The sequence below is a fragment of the Streptomyces sp. CNQ329 genome, assembly GCF_000482585.1.
This window is the reverse complement of record NZ_AXVU01000074.1, coordinates 1-12,312: the sequence shown is the minus strand read 5'-3', so window position 1 is coordinate 12,312 and position 12,312 is coordinate 1. Positions and strand designations below refer to the sequence as shown.

Genomic DNA, 12,312 nt, shown 5'->3' with positions numbered 1-12,312 from the left:
GGCGTCGCCCCGCTGCCCGCGTCATCCGGCCGCACCCACCGCCACCGGCTCAACCGGGGTGGTGACCGGGCCGCGAACGCGGCCCTCTACAGGATCGTGCTCTGCCGCCTGCGCTGGGACCAGCGCACCAAGCAGTACATGGAGCGACGAACCAAGGAGGGCCTGTCGAAGAAGGAGATCATCCGCTGCCTCAAGCGGTTCGTCGCCCGCGAGATCTACCACGTCCTCACCATCACCAACGCCACCGCAGCGACCCCAAGGCACCTCGCAACCGCTGCTTGACATCCATAAGAGCATCCCGGCGGCGGGTCCGGCGGCCGGAGCCCCGGCGCCGGGCCGGTGGCCCCGGCACGGGTCCGGCCCGGAACCGCACCCCGCCCCCGGAGGATGACTGAGGCCGGCCCCGGAGCCCTCCTGCTCCCGGTGCCGGCCTCGTGCCGCCACCCCGCTACCCCTTGCCGGTGGCGCGCCCGTACTGGAACAGCGCCCAGCTCACGCAGCCGAAGGAGAGCACGGTGACGACGGACCGGACGTTGTTCCACCGCACCCACCTGTCCTCCACCCGCTCGCGCAGCCCCGCCAGATCCCCGATCCGGTCGACGGCCCCGGCGGCGTCGAGGTCGTTGTTCAGCGGCACGTTGACAGCGAAGGTGAGGGCGAGCATGGCCACGTACAGGACGAGCGCGGCGATCAGCCACGGCAGCGTCTTCGCCCTCTGGTCGCCGTCCGCGCCGAGGAACAGTCCGGCGGCCAGGAGGAGGAAGACGAAGGCGCCGCCGAAGGTGAGGGCGAACCAGCCGTTCATCATGGCCCGGTTCATCTGCTGGAAGCTCTCGACGAAGGTGCGGTCGGAGGCGCGGGCGAGGCCGGGCATCACCGAGTACGACCAGACGTAGAAGAGTCCCGCGCTCAGTCCCGTGGTGAGGGCGGCGGCGAACAGCGCCGCCGTGCGGAGTTCAGACATTCCAGGCTCCTCTCCCGGCCGCCTCGCGCACGAAGTCGGTGAAGTCGCGGGGGGCGCGTCCCAGGGCTTTCCGGACGCCGTCGGTCAGGTGGGCGTTGCGGCCGTCGAGTATGCGCGTGAAGAGGTCGGTGAAGATCTCGACGAGCTCCTGCGGCAGGTGCCCGCCGGCCGCCTCGCGGAACCGCTCGGGTGTGACGGGCACGTAGCGCACGGCGCGGCCCGTGGCCTCGGCGATCTCCGCGGCGGCCTCGCCGAACGTGAGCAGCCGGGGGCCGCTCAGCTCGTACGTGGTCCCCGTGTGCCCGTCCTCGGTGAGGGCCGCGACCACGACGTCGGCGATGTCGCGGGTGTCGAGGAACGGCTCGGGGACGTCGGCGGCGGGGAGGACGAGTGCGCCGTCGAGGACGGGGCCGAGGAGGAAGTCCTCGTCGAAGTTCTGCATGAACCAGGCGCAGCGGACGATCGTCCACTCGGCGCCGGACTCCCTGACGGCGTCCTCGCCGGGGTGGCACTCGGGTTCGCCGCGCCCGGAGAGGAGGACCAGGCGCCGCACCCCGGCGCGTACGGCCGTCCCGGCGAAGGCGCGGATGGCCGGTGCGGCGGCGGGGTCGGCGAGGTCGGGGGCGTAGGTGAGGTAGGCGGCGCGGACGCCGTCGAGCGCGGGGGCCCAGGTACCGGGGGCGTGCCAGTCGAAGGGGATGCCGCTGCGGCGGGACACCGCACGCACGGCGTGGCCGCCGGCGGCGAGTCTTCCGGCGACGTGGCGGCCGGTCTTGCCGGTGCCGCCGATGACGAGGTGGATGTTCTGCCCGGTGTGTGTCATAGGGCCAGTGAAGCGGCGCCCGGCTGGACGCTCCATGGCTGAAAGGCTCGCCGGCATACGCGAGCGTCTACGCTGGTCCGTATGGACTCGATCGCCGGTCTCCTCGACAGCCCGCGCGCGCACGGCGCGTTGATGATACGCGCGCTCCTGGAGCCGCCGTGGGCGGTGCGGGTCGTGGACCGCGCGCCGCTGTCGATCGTGGCGCTGGCGAGCGGTACGGCGTGGGTGACGTACGACGACGCGGAGCCGGTGCGGGTGGGGGAGGGCGAGATCGCGATCATGCGGGGCCCGGATCCGTACGTCTTCTCCGACGATCCGGCCACCGAGCCGCAGGCGGTGATCCACGCGGGCGGGCGCTGCGAGACACCGGACGGGCAGAGCCTCGCCGAGGAGCTGGACGCGGACGTGCGGACCTGGACGCACGACGGCGGCGGCTCGGCGCGGATGCTCATCGGGTCGTACGAGAACGCCGGCGAGATCGGCGCGCGGCTGCTGGACGCGCTGCCGCGGCTTGTGGTGCTGCGCCGGGACATGTGGGACTGCCCGCTGCTGCCGGTGCTGGACGAGGAGATCGGGCACAACGGGCCGGCGCAGCGGGTGGTGCTCGACCGGCTGCTGGATCTGCTGGTGGTGGCGGCGCTGCGGGCGTGGTTCGCACGGCCGGAGGCGAAGGCGCCCGGCTGGTACCGGGCGCAGGGGGATCCGGTGGTGGGCCGGGCGCTGAAGCTGCTGCACAACAACCCGGCGCACCCCTGGACGGTGGCGGAGCTGGCGGCTCGGGCGGGGGTGTCGCGGGCGGCGCTGGCGCGGCGGTTCGCGGAGCTGGTGGGGGAGCCGCCGATGACGTACCTGACGGGGTGGCGCCTGGCGCTGGCGGCCGATCTGCTGCGGGAGCCGGAGACGACGGTGGGCGCGGTGGCGCGGCGGGTGGGGTACGGGACTCCGTTCGCGCTGAGTACGGCGTTCAAGCGGATGCACGGGGTGAGCCCGCAGGAGCACCGTGCGGCGGCAGTGAGGGCCTAGGCAGGGGGCACAGCGGGCGGAGGGGACGCCGTCCGGCCGCGCATGAGGAGCAGCGGCACGCCTCGCGTGCCATTGTCGGAGCATGACCGTCCGTACGGCTGCCCGGCGCCTGCACTGGTCGGTCGTCGTACCGCCGGTCGCCGCGGTCGTGCTCGCCTTCACCTGGCAGCGCTCCCTCTCCGGCGCCCTGACCGGTGTGGTCTCCGTCTTCCTCATCGCCGCCGTGCTCGCCGCGGTGCACCACGCGGAGGTGGTCGCGGAGCGGATCGGGCAGCCGTACGGGGCGCTGGTGCTGGCGGTGGCGGTGACGGTCATCGAGGTGGCGCTGATCGTCACGATGATGGTCGACGGGGGCGCGAAGTCGAGCGCGCTGGCCCGCGACACCGTCTTCGCCGCGGTGATGATCACCTGCAACGGGATCGTCGGCATCAGTCTGCTGCTGGTCGCGCTGCGCCGCGTGGAGGCGTTCTTCAGCGCGGACGGGACGGGGACGCAGTTGGCGACGGTGACGACGCTGGCGGGGATGAGTCTGGTGCTGCCGACGTTCACGACGAGCGAACCGGGCCCGGTGTTCACGACGCCGCAGTTGGCGTTCGCGGCGCTGGCGTCGATCGCGTTGTACGGGATGTTCGTGGCCACGCAGACGGTGCGGCACCGGGAGGAGTTCTTGCCGGTGACGCCGGAGGGCGAGGTGATCGACGACCTCGACGACCCGGCGCACCGCCCGTCGGCGCGTACGGCCTGGCTCGGTCTGGGGCTGTTGCTGCTGGCGCTGGTGGCCGTGGTGGGGCTGGCGAAGGGGGTGTCGCCGGCGATCGAGAACGGGCTGGACAGGGCGGGGCTGCCGCGCTCCGCGGTGGGTGCGGCGATCGCGCTGCTGGTGCTGCTGCCGGAGTCGATCGCGGCGGTGCGGGAGGCGGGCCGGGACCGGGTGCAGACGAGCCTGAACCTCGCGTACGGGTCGGCGATCGCGAGCATCGGGCTGACGATCCCGGCGGTGGCGATCGCGTCGGTCTGGCTGGACGGGCCGCTGAAGCTGGGGCTGGGCGAGAGCCAGTTGGTCCTGCTGACGATGACGGTGGTGGTGGGCACGCTGACGGTGACGCGCGGGCGGGCGACGCTGCAACAGGGCGGGGTGCACGTGGCATTGTTCTGCGCGTATCTGGTGCTGGCGGTGCTGCCGTGAGAGGGGACCGGGGGCTCGTTCGGGCGTATCCGCGGTGCGGGCGCGCGGGGCGTCGCGGACGCTGAGGTCATGCTTCTGGACAGCGGGGACGGCCTGGGCGGCAGCGGGGCCGGCGACGGCGGACCGCCGGGGGACGGCACGGGCGGCGGGGGCGGGAGTTTCGGGCGGGAGGTGCGGGATGCGGTGACGCCGCGTTCCGCACTGCTGGTGCTGGGGGTGCTGGCGCTGGGGGTGCTGTTCATCACCTCGTACACCGGTGCCTTCCATGCGCCGAAGCCGAAGGACATCCCGTTCGGAGTCGCCGCTCCCGCGCCGGTGCACGCCAAGGTGCTCGACGGCCTCGACCGGCTGCCGGGCTCGCCGCTCTCCGTGCGGGCGGTGGCGTCGCGGGAAGCGGCGGCGGAGCGGATCCGGGACCGGAAGCTGGACGGCGCACTGATCGTCGACCCGCAGAAGCGATCGGACGTGCTGCTCGTCGCGAGCGGCGGCGGACAGGCCCTGGCGGAGGCGGTACAGGAGGTCGTGACGGCCGCCGAACGGGAGCGGGGCCGCACCGTACGCACGGTGGACGTGGCGCCGGTGAGCTCACAGGACGTGCGGGGGCTCTCGTCGTTCTACCTGGCCGTGGGGTGGTGTGTCGGCGGCTATCTGTGCGCGGCGATCCTCGCGATCAGCTACGGCGCCCGCCCGTCGGCTCCGCGGCGGGCGGTGATCCGGCTGGGGGCGCTGGTGCTGTACGCGATCGCGCTGGGGGTGCTGGGCGCGGTGGTCGTCGGGCCGGTGCTGGGGGCGCTGCCGGGCAGCGTGTGGGGGCTGGCGGCGCTGGGGACGCTGGTGGTGTGCGCGGCGGGGGCGACGACGTTCGCGTTCGAGGCGATGCTCGGCGTCGCCGGGATCGGGCTGACGGTCCTGGTGATCGTCGTCGCGGGCAACCCCAGCGCGGGCGGGCCGTACCAGTATCCGCTGCTGCCGCCGTTCTGGCGGGAGATCGGCCCGGCGCTGATCCCGGGCGCGGGAACGTGGACGGCACGGTCGATCGCGTACTTCGACGGGCGTGCGATCACGGGTTCGCTGCTGGTGCTGGCGGCGTGGGCGGTGGGCGGGGCGGTCCTGACGCTGCTCTTCGCCCGCGTCCGCGTGGCGGACGCGCAGCACCTGGGCTGACCGCTCGCGGACCCTCGCGCGGCGCGGTGCCCCGGGCCGACGCGGTACGCCGGCGGCGAGCACCCCGGTGCCCGACGGCGGCCCGCGCCCTGCCCGCGTCGGCGGCCCCGTGGCCCCCGCCCCCGGCCGGCGCCGCGCCGGTGGGCATCCTCCCGGACCTCGCCGCCCCGACGCCGCCTGCCACGTGCCGGCGGCACCGGCCCCGCACGGCCCGCGTCCGCCTCCCGCCCGGCCCCGCGTCTCAGTGGTGGAAGCCCGGCCGGTGCGGCGCCGGCGCCCCGGCCCCGTGCTTCAGCCGCGCCAGCGCCTCCCGTACGTCCCGGGCCAGCAGCTCGATCTTGTCGTGGCTGATCCCGTGCCTGATCAGCACCCGCTGGATGACGGTCCGCTCCCGCCGCGGCGGCAGCGGGTACGCGGGCACCTGCCAGCCGCGCATCCGCAACTGCTCCGTCACGTCGTACAGCGTGAAGCCCGCGCCCTCCGGGTCCGTCAGCGTCCACGACACCGCCGGCAGCGCCCCCCGCCCGTCGTACAGCAGCGTGAACGGGCCCATGTCCGCGATCTGCTCGCCCAGCCACCCGGCGCTGCCGGCCGCCGCGCGGTAGATGCGGCGGTAACCGGCGCGGCCGAGCCGCAGCAGGTTGTAGTACTGCGCGACGACCTCGCCGCCCGGCCGGGAGAAGTTGAGCGCGAAGGTCGGCATGTCGCCGCCGAGGTAGCTGACCCGGAAGATCAGGTCCTCGGGCAGCAGGTCGGCGGAGCGCCAGATCGCCCAGCCGACCCCGAGAGGCGCCATGCCGTACTTGTGGCCGGAGGCGTTGACGGACGCCACCCGCGGCACGCGGAAGTCCCACTCCAGCTCGGGGTGGAGGAACGGGGCGACGAAGCCGCCGCTGGCAGCGTCCACGTGCACGGGCACGTCCAGACCCGTGTCGGCCTGGATCGCGTCCAGTTCGGCGGCGATCTCCTTCACGGGCTCGTAGTCGCAGGTGTACGTGACGCCGAGGATGGCGACGACGCCGATGGTGTTCTCGTCGACGTACGCGCGCAACTGGTGCGGGCGCAGCCCGGTGGCGTCCGGCTCCAGCGGCACCTGACGCAGCTCGACGTCGAAGTAGCGGGCGAACTTCTCCCAGCACACCTGCACCGGCCCGCACACCAGGTTCGGCCGGTCGGCGGGCTTGCCCGCGGCCTCGCGGCGCTTGCGCCAGCGCCACTTGAGCGCCAGGCCGCCGAGCATCGCGGCCTCGCTGGAGCCGGTGGTCGAGCAGCCCATGGTGGTCTCGCCGTGCGGGGAGTGCCACAGGTCGGCGAGGATGTGCACGCAGCGGTTCTCGATCTCGGCGGTCTGCGGGTACTCGTCCTTGTCGACCATGTTCTTGCCGAGGCAGTCGTCCATGAGGGTGTGCACCTCGGCCTCGGCCCAGGTCGTGCAGAACGTCGCCAGGTTCTGCGCGGCGTTGCCGTCGAGGGCCAGCTCGTCGCGGATGAGGGCGTCGACGGCGCGCGGGTCGGAGACCTCCTCGGGCATGCGGTACCTGGGCAGCGCGTGCTCGCTGATGGACATCGCGTAGACGTCGTCGTACGGTCCGGCGACGCCGCGGTCGGTCTGGTGCAGGGCCACGGTGCGGCTCCTCTCGCCTCGGCGCACCCATCGTGGGCACCGGAGGCGGCGGGGCGCGGACCGACACGCCGCCTCGCCGCAGGCGGGGCGCCGTGCCCGGCGGTCAGTCCGTACGCACCCGAGGCAGCCCGGCGAGGGCCGCGAGCGGGAACGCGGGCACGTGGTGCCCGTCGCGCCCGGTCATGGGGCCGGCGGCGGTCAGCACGTTGAGGACGGCCTCCTCGACGGCTTCGACGACGGCGGTGTGGAAGGGGTCGACGCGGCCCCAGGGAATGAAGCGCAGCGTCTCGTACGGAGCTTCGTCGGCGGCGCCGCCCGCGTCCCCGCCTGCGGCGGGGCGCGGCGGGAACGTGCTGGTGAGGGCGCCGGGGTTGGCGGTCGAGAAGGCGAGGAAGAGGTCACCGGAGAAGTGGCTGCCCGTGGTGCCCGTACGGGCCAGCCCCAGCGGCACGCGCCGGGCGAGCGCCTTGCACTGGCCGGGCAGCAGCGGCGCGTCGGTGGCGACGACGACGATGACGGACCCGGCCCCGGGCGGCACGGGATCCGCGGGCTCCGCGGGTCCGCCGGGGCTCCCGGGCCCGGCAGAGCCCGCGGGCCCGGCGGAGCTCCCGTACGAACCCGCCGGGCGGCCCAGCGGCGTCCCCGCCACCACCAGCTCCCGCCGCGCCCCGAAGTTGGCCTGCACGAAGACCCCGACCGTGTACCGCTCCGTCCCGTACCGCACCACGCGCGACGCCGTCCCCGAGCCGCCCTTGTACCCGTAGCACCGCATCCCCGTGCCGCCCCCGACGCTGCCTTCCGCGACCGGCCCGCCCGCCGCCGCGTCGATCGCCGCGCCCGCGTGCACCGGCGTGACGTGCGCCCCGTGGATGTCGTGCAGGTACCCGTCCCACGTCTCGGCGACCACCGGCAGCAGCCACTCCGGCGCCGCGTCCCTGCGGTGCGTACGCACCCACTCCACCACGCCGCGGTGCACCGGCCCGATCGCGTACGTGTTGGTGACGAGCACCGGCGTGGCCAGCGCGCCGCTCTCCTCCAGCCACGCCGTGCCGGTCATCTCGCCGTTGCCGTTCAGCGAGTGCCACCCCGCCGCGCAGGGCGTGCCGACGCCGTCGCGCCCGCGCGGCAGCAGTGCCGTGACCCCGGTCCGTACGTCCTCGCCCTCGATCAGCGTCACGTACCCGACCTGGACGCCCGGCACGTCCGTGATCGCGTTCCACGCCCCGGGCTCGCCGGTCAGCGGGATGCCGAAGTCCCGTGCCCGCCCGCGCTCCTCGCTCATGCGTTCAGTCTCACATCAGGGACCGACATCGCGGCGGGGCGGACACGGACGGGCAGGAATCGGGACAAGCACCCGGGGGGGTCAGCCGCCCCAGGGGACCGTCTCGCCGGGCGGCGGGGTCTTGTCGGGGACGGGCTGGTCGAAGGTGAAGTTCGCGGTCTGCTCCTCGCCCTTCCCGCTCGACGTCGCCCGTACCGGGAACGGCGTGCCCGTGGTGGCGACGGAGAGGGTCATGTCGGTGCCGTCGTGCTTGCCGGTGACCTCGACGGCGGGCACGCCGTTGACGGTCGTCCTCCCGCCCTTCTTCAGGGTGCTCTCGGAGAGAGCGTCCTTGAGGGCGTCGCGGTAGTCGTTGACGGTGCAGAGCCTGGCGAGGTCGGACAGGCCCTGGTCCTGGGCGGTGCCCTGGAGGAACTTGCCCTCCAGCTTCCGCATGTCCTTCGACTGGTCGGAGGGCAGGTTGTTCCTCAGCCAGGTCGCGTCCGGCTTGACCCACACCTTGTCGGCGTGCCTGATGAGCTCCAGGCTGCCGCCGTCGGCGGCGAAGTCGATGGTGCCGACGCAGTTGTCGTCCCGGTCCGCGGAGACTTCCAGGCGGGCCGGGTCCTGGGCGTCGAGACCCGATCCCTCCCTGCTCACGGTGGCGTGCAGGGACCGGGCGTCCTTGAAGGCGTCCGTGGCCCGGGTGGCTATCTCGTCGGCGCTCTTCTTCGCGACGCCGTTGTCGTCCTGCGCCTGGGTGGCTCCGGCGGTGCCGACCAAGGCGGTCGCGCAGAGCGTGGCGCCGAGGGCGCCGAGGGTCGCTTTCCGCGTACGGGGCATGTGACTTCCTTCCAAAAGGAAACACAACAACGCAAAGAATCGTATATTCAGGGCAAAGCGGTCGCACGACCGGAGCAGCGGACGGGTGTACGCACCGACCGCCCCGCCACCGCCGCTCGCCCACGGTCAGGGCCTGAGGGCGGCCGTGCCGGAGGTTCCCGGCCGAGGAAGAGTGGACACCATGACGGAGACGACTTCCCCCGCCACGGGCGACGGGGCCGGCCGCGGTGACGGCCCGTCCGCCGGAAGCGGCGCACCGGTCATCCTGGGCAACGAACCCGGCTCCTTCGCCCGGAGCGTCCTGGCCGAACGCCATCCGGCCCTGATCGAACAGGTACGAGACGCCTTCCCCTACGCCCCCCGGCAGCACGAGGCGCTCGACGCCCTGCGGGAAGAGACCACCAGGGGTGTCGTCGAACCGCTCCCCCGGTCCGAGCACGATCACGCGGCTTGGTCCGGCTGGGGACAGGGGCACGTCGGCCGATCGTGGTTCGACGTCCCGTTCCTGTGGGCGGAGAGCTACTTCTACCGCAGGCTCCTCGGCGCCATCGAGTACTTCGGCGCGGGCCCGTGGCAGGGCATCGACCCCTTCGCCCCCTTCAAGCAGGCCGAGCTGCGCGGTACGGCGGTGGACGACGAACTGCGGGCCCTCGACGCACTCGCCGACGCCCCGGCCGGCGAGCGGGCCACCGCACTGCTCCACGCCGCGCTCTGGGGCAATCGCGCAGACCTCGGGTTCCGTGTGACGGCGGCGGAGCCGGCACCCGGCGACACCGGCGGCGACCTGGTCGCCGACGACAGCGCCGCGCTCTGGCGGCTGCTGCCCGCCGATGCCCCGGCAAGCGTCGCCGTCGTGGCGGACAACGCGGGGCGCGAACTCATCCCGGACCTGGTCCTCATCGACCACCTCCTCGGACACCGGCACGCCGAGCGGGTCGTCCTCCACGTCAAGCCGGCCCCGTACTACGTCTCCGACGCGACGACCCCGGACGTCGTCGACTGCCTCCGCCGCCTCGCGCGAGCGCCGGGCCAAGCCGGCACGATCGGCGGACGCCTGTGGGAGGCCATGGCGACCGGACGCCTGGAGGTGCGGACCCACCCGTTCTTCTGCGCTCCCCTGCCGTACGAGGAGATGCCCGGGGACCTCCGGACGGAGTTCGGGGCCGCCTCGCTCACGCTCTTCAAGGGCGATCTCAACTACCGGCGTCTCGTGGGCGATCGGAAGTGGCATGCCACGGTGCCGTTCGCGGACCGCACCGCCTGGTTCCCCGGGCCGGTCGCGGCCCTCCGCACCCTGAAGTCCGATGTCGTCGTGGGGGTGGAGCGGGGGACCCTGGAGACCCTGGAACGGTCCGGCGCGGCCTGGCGCACCAGCGGCACGCACGCGCTGATCCAGGTGCGCACCTAGACCGGCGGTGCAGGCGGTCAGTCCAGGTCGGACATGTCGAGCACGAAGCGGTAGCGGACGTCGTTGCGTTCCAGGCGTTCAAGAGCGGTGTTCACCTGGGACGACGGCAGGAGTTCGATGTCTGCGGTGATGCCGTGCTCGGCGCAGAAGCGCAGCATGGCGGCGGTGGACGGGCGTCCCCCGCTGCCGGCGGAGCTGAGCTTCTTGCGGCCGATGAGCAGGTCGAGGGTGTCCACGGTGACCGGTCCGAGGTGGCCCAGGTGGCTGAGGGTGCCGTCCAGGGCGACCGTCCGCAGGTACGGGGCCAGGTCGTGCGGGGCGGAGATGGTGTCGATGACCACGTCGAACCGGTCGCGGACGGCTTCCATCTGCCGGGGGTCGGTGGACACGACGAATCCCTGCGCTCCCAGGCCGCGCGCTTCGCCGGCCTTGTCCGGAGTCCGGCTGATGACGGAGGTCGCGGCGCCGAGCGCGGTCGCCATCTTGACCGCGAGGTGCCCCAGGCCGCCCAGCCCGGCCACGGCGACGGTACTGCCCGGGCCCACCCCGAGCGCCTGCAACGGTTCCCAGACGGTGACCCCGGCACAGAGCAGGGGGGCCGCGGCGGCGGCGTCGAGGCCCGCGGGGAGGTGGTAGGCGAAGCGCTGGTCCACCACGTAGGCGCGGGAGAACCCGCCGAGCGTGGTCGTCCCGTCCTGCCGGTCGGCTCCTCCGTAGGTCAGCGTGGGGAAGTCACGGCAGAAGTTCTCCTGGCCGGCCCGGCACATGCGGCAGGTGCGGCAGGAGTCGACGATGTTGCCGACGGCCACGGGAGCCCCCGGGGAGAAGCCGGAGACGGCGCCGCCGGCCTCGGTGACCACGCCGGTGAACTCATGCCCGGGCACGAGCACCCCGTTCGCGTCGCTCTCGTACGCCCGCAGCGCGTGGAGATCCGTGTGGCAGACGCCGCAGTACTCGACGCGCACGGCGATGTCGTCCGGGCGCAGATCCCGGCGCTCCAGCGCAGCGCGGCGCAGGGTCCGCGTCGCGCTGTCCGCCCGCCATCCGGTCGTGGGGCGCATCACCATCTCCTCAGACAGACTGTTCGGTCTGTTTGACCGTAGGCGCACGGGGACCGAAACGCAAACAGACAAGTCTGTCTGTTAACCTTCCGGCATGCCCGACCAGCCGTCCAGCAGCCGCGGAGCCGCGACGTACCAGCGCATCGTCGACGCCGCCACCCGGGAGTTCGCCCAGCACGGCATCGCCGGCGCACGCATCGAACGGATCATCGCCGCCGCACGCACCAACAAGGCACAGCTCTACGGTTACTTCGGCAACAAGGACGCGCTCTTCGACGCGATCTTCTTCGCCTCCCTGGAGCGGATCACCAATGTCGTCCCCATCGACGCCACGGACCTCGCCGACTGGGCGGTGCGCCTCTACGACGAATACCTCAACCGCCCGGACCTGATCCGGCTCGCCACCTGGGCACGCCTGGAGCGACGCCCGACGGGACACCTCGTGGCGGACCACGACCGCTACGACGACCACAAACTCCGCGCCATCGCGGAGGCCCAGGCCGCCGGGCGCATCAGGCAGGGAGACCCCTTCGACGTGATGGCCGTGGTCATCGCCATGTCCATGGCCTGGTCACCGGTGAGCAACGTCTACGCGGCCTCCTCCGACGAGAGCCCGACCGCGCACGACCAACGCCGCGCCCTGCTCCGCGACTGCGTACACCACGCACTGACCCCGCCCCCAAAACCCTGACCCCCACCCCCGGCCCGCCGTCGCGGGAGAGAACACCGACGTCACCCGCCGGCTACGGCACGAGAACCCGCAGATCAAGCCCGGCCGAACAGCGCGTCAGAACGGCAGCCTGTCGGTCACGCCGCCTGCAGTGGGGCGTCCTCGCGCCACTTGAGGATCAAGTGCCTCCACCACTGCGCTGACCTGCGAATTCACCACCGGAGCGCCACTGACCAGCAGGAATTCCCTTCACTGGTACCTGCTGGTCGGTGCCGTTTTCGAGCC

Annotated in this window: 12 protein-coding genes; 6 read left to right on the top strand and 6 right to left on the bottom strand. The window is 73.2% G+C overall.

Translation table 11 applies throughout. The features are described from left to right. On the top strand, window positions 1-282 hold a 282-nt coding region (locus I003_RS33510; RefSeq protein ID WP_051368558.1), incomplete at its 5' end, for a transposase. A gap of 166 nt (window positions 283-448) precedes the next feature. Here I003_RS33510 and I003_RS0128015 read toward each other — a convergent pair. Next, window positions 449-964, bottom strand: coding sequence for an anthrone oxygenase family protein (locus I003_RS0128015; RefSeq protein ID WP_027774521.1), 516 nt, complete (start codon window positions 962-964; stop codon window positions 449-451). Beyond that, window positions 957-1,787: an NmrA family NAD(P)-binding protein gene (locus I003_RS0128010; RefSeq protein ID WP_027774520.1), complete on the bottom strand. Its 831-nt coding sequence runs from the start codon at window positions 1,785-1,787 to the stop codon at window positions 957-959. The genes I003_RS0128015 and I003_RS0128010 overlap by 8 nt, the downstream gene beginning before the upstream one ends. A gap of 81 nt (window positions 1,788-1,868) precedes the next feature. Here I003_RS0128010 and I003_RS0128005 point away from each other — a divergent pair, with 81 nt between their 5' ends. The 3 genes from I003_RS0128005 (at window position 1,869) to I003_RS0127995 (ending at window position 5,160) form a co-directional block, all read left to right on the top strand. Further along, the gene (locus I003_RS0128005; RefSeq protein WP_027774519.1) at window positions 1,869-2,810 is read left to right on the top strand and encodes an AraC family transcriptional regulator; all 942 of its coding nucleotides are present in this window, start codon (window positions 1,869-1,871) and stop codon (window positions 2,808-2,810) included. A gap of 82 nt (window positions 2,811-2,892) precedes the next feature. Continuing rightward, window positions 2,893-3,996 carry an ionic transporter y4hA gene (locus tag I003_RS0128000; RefSeq protein WP_027774518.1) on the top strand — a complete coding sequence of 368 codons (1,104 nt, stop codon included), beginning with the start codon at window positions 2,893-2,895 and terminating at the stop codon, window positions 3,994-3,996. A 69-nt stretch (window positions 3,997-4,065) separates the two neighbouring features. Further along, window positions 4,066-5,160, top strand: a complete 1,095-nt coding sequence (locus tag I003_RS0127995) for a DUF3533 domain-containing protein (protein ID WP_486584429.1) — start codon at window positions 4,066-4,068, stop codon at window positions 5,158-5,160. Window positions 5,161-5,401: 241 nt separating this feature from the next. Here the strand turns inward: I003_RS0127995 and gad are convergent, their stop codons facing one another. The 3 genes from gad to I003_RS0127980 all read right to left on the bottom strand — a co-directional run bounded on the left by gad (window position 5,402) and on the right by I003_RS0127980 (window position 8,888). Continuing rightward, window positions 5,402-6,784, bottom strand: coding sequence for a glutamate decarboxylase (gene gad / locus I003_RS0127990; RefSeq protein WP_027774516.1), 1,383 nt, complete (start codon window positions 6,782-6,784; stop codon window positions 5,402-5,404). A 103-nt stretch (window positions 6,785-6,887) separates the two neighbouring features. Then, complete coding sequence (locus tag I003_RS0127985; protein WP_027774515.1) at window positions 6,888-8,066, bottom strand: P1 family peptidase; 1,179 nt, start codon at window positions 8,064-8,066, stop codon at window positions 6,888-6,890. Window positions 8,067-8,147: 81 nt separating this feature from the next. Continuing rightward, window positions 8,148-8,888, bottom strand: coding sequence for a hypothetical protein (locus tag I003_RS0127980; protein ID WP_027774514.1), 741 nt, complete (start codon window positions 8,886-8,888; stop codon window positions 8,148-8,150). A 181-nt stretch (window positions 8,889-9,069) separates the two neighbouring features. On the opposite strand from I003_RS0127980, the gene I003_RS0127975 reads away from it, so the two are divergent. Continuing rightward, on the top strand, window positions 9,070-10,296 hold the full coding sequence (locus I003_RS0127975; RefSeq protein WP_027774513.1) for a damage-control phosphatase ARMT1 family protein: 1,227 nt from the start codon (window positions 9,070-9,072) through the stop codon (window positions 10,294-10,296). A 17-nt stretch (window positions 10,297-10,313) separates the two neighbouring features. On the opposite strand, the gene I003_RS0127970 is transcribed toward I003_RS0127975, so the two are convergent. Further along, window positions 10,314-11,357 carry an NAD(P)-dependent alcohol dehydrogenase gene (locus I003_RS0127970; protein WP_027774512.1) on the bottom strand — a complete coding sequence of 348 codons (1,044 nt, stop codon included), beginning with the start codon at window positions 11,355-11,357 and terminating at the stop codon, window positions 10,314-10,316. A gap of 94 nt (window positions 11,358-11,451) precedes the next feature. On the opposite strand from I003_RS0127970, the gene I003_RS0127965 reads away from it, so the two are divergent. Continuing rightward, window positions 11,452-12,048 carry a TetR family transcriptional regulator gene (locus I003_RS0127965; RefSeq protein ID WP_027774511.1) on the top strand — a complete coding sequence of 199 codons (597 nt, stop codon included), beginning with the start codon at window positions 11,452-11,454 and terminating at the stop codon, window positions 12,046-12,048. Window positions 12,049-12,312 lie beyond the last annotated feature (264 nt).

What these genes read in the sequence shown, in the direction of transcription:
- I003_RS0128015 (WP_027774521.1), bottom strand. Translation starts at nt 964, where the DNA reads ATGTCTGAACTCCGCACGGCGGCGCTGTTCGCCGCCGCCCTCACCACG.
- I003_RS0128010 (WP_027774520.1), bottom strand. Translation starts at nt 1,787, where the DNA reads ATGACACACACCGGGCAGAACATCCACCTCGTCATCGGCGGCACCGGC.
- I003_RS0128005 (WP_027774519.1), top strand. Translation starts at nt 1,869, where the DNA reads ATGGACTCGATCGCCGGTCTCCTCGACAGCCCGCGCGCGCACGGCGCG.
- I003_RS0128000 (WP_027774518.1), top strand. Translation starts at nt 2,893, where the DNA reads ATGACCGTCCGTACGGCTGCCCGGCGCCTGCACTGGTCGGTCGTCGTA.
- I003_RS0127995 (WP_486584429.1), top strand. Translation starts at nt 4,066, where the DNA reads ATGCTTCTGGACAGCGGGGACGGCCTGGGCGGCAGCGGGGCCGGCGAC.
- I003_RS0127985 (WP_027774515.1), bottom strand. Translation starts at nt 8,066, where the DNA reads ATGAGCGAGGAGCGCGGGCGGGCACGGGACTTCGGCATCCCGCTGACC.
- I003_RS0127980 (WP_027774514.1), bottom strand. Translation starts at nt 8,888, where the DNA reads ATGCCCCGTACGCGGAAAGCGACCCTCGGCGCCCTCGGCGCCACGCTC.
- I003_RS0127975 (WP_027774513.1), top strand. Translation starts at nt 9,070, where the DNA reads ATGACGGAGACGACTTCCCCCGCCACGGGCGACGGGGCCGGCCGCGGT.
- I003_RS0127970 (WP_027774512.1), bottom strand. Translation starts at nt 11,357, where the DNA reads ATGCGCCCCACGACCGGATGGCGGGCGGACAGCGCGACGCGGACCCTG.
- I003_RS0127965 (WP_027774511.1), top strand. Translation starts at nt 11,452, where the DNA reads ATGCCCGACCAGCCGTCCAGCAGCCGCGGAGCCGCGACGTACCAGCGC.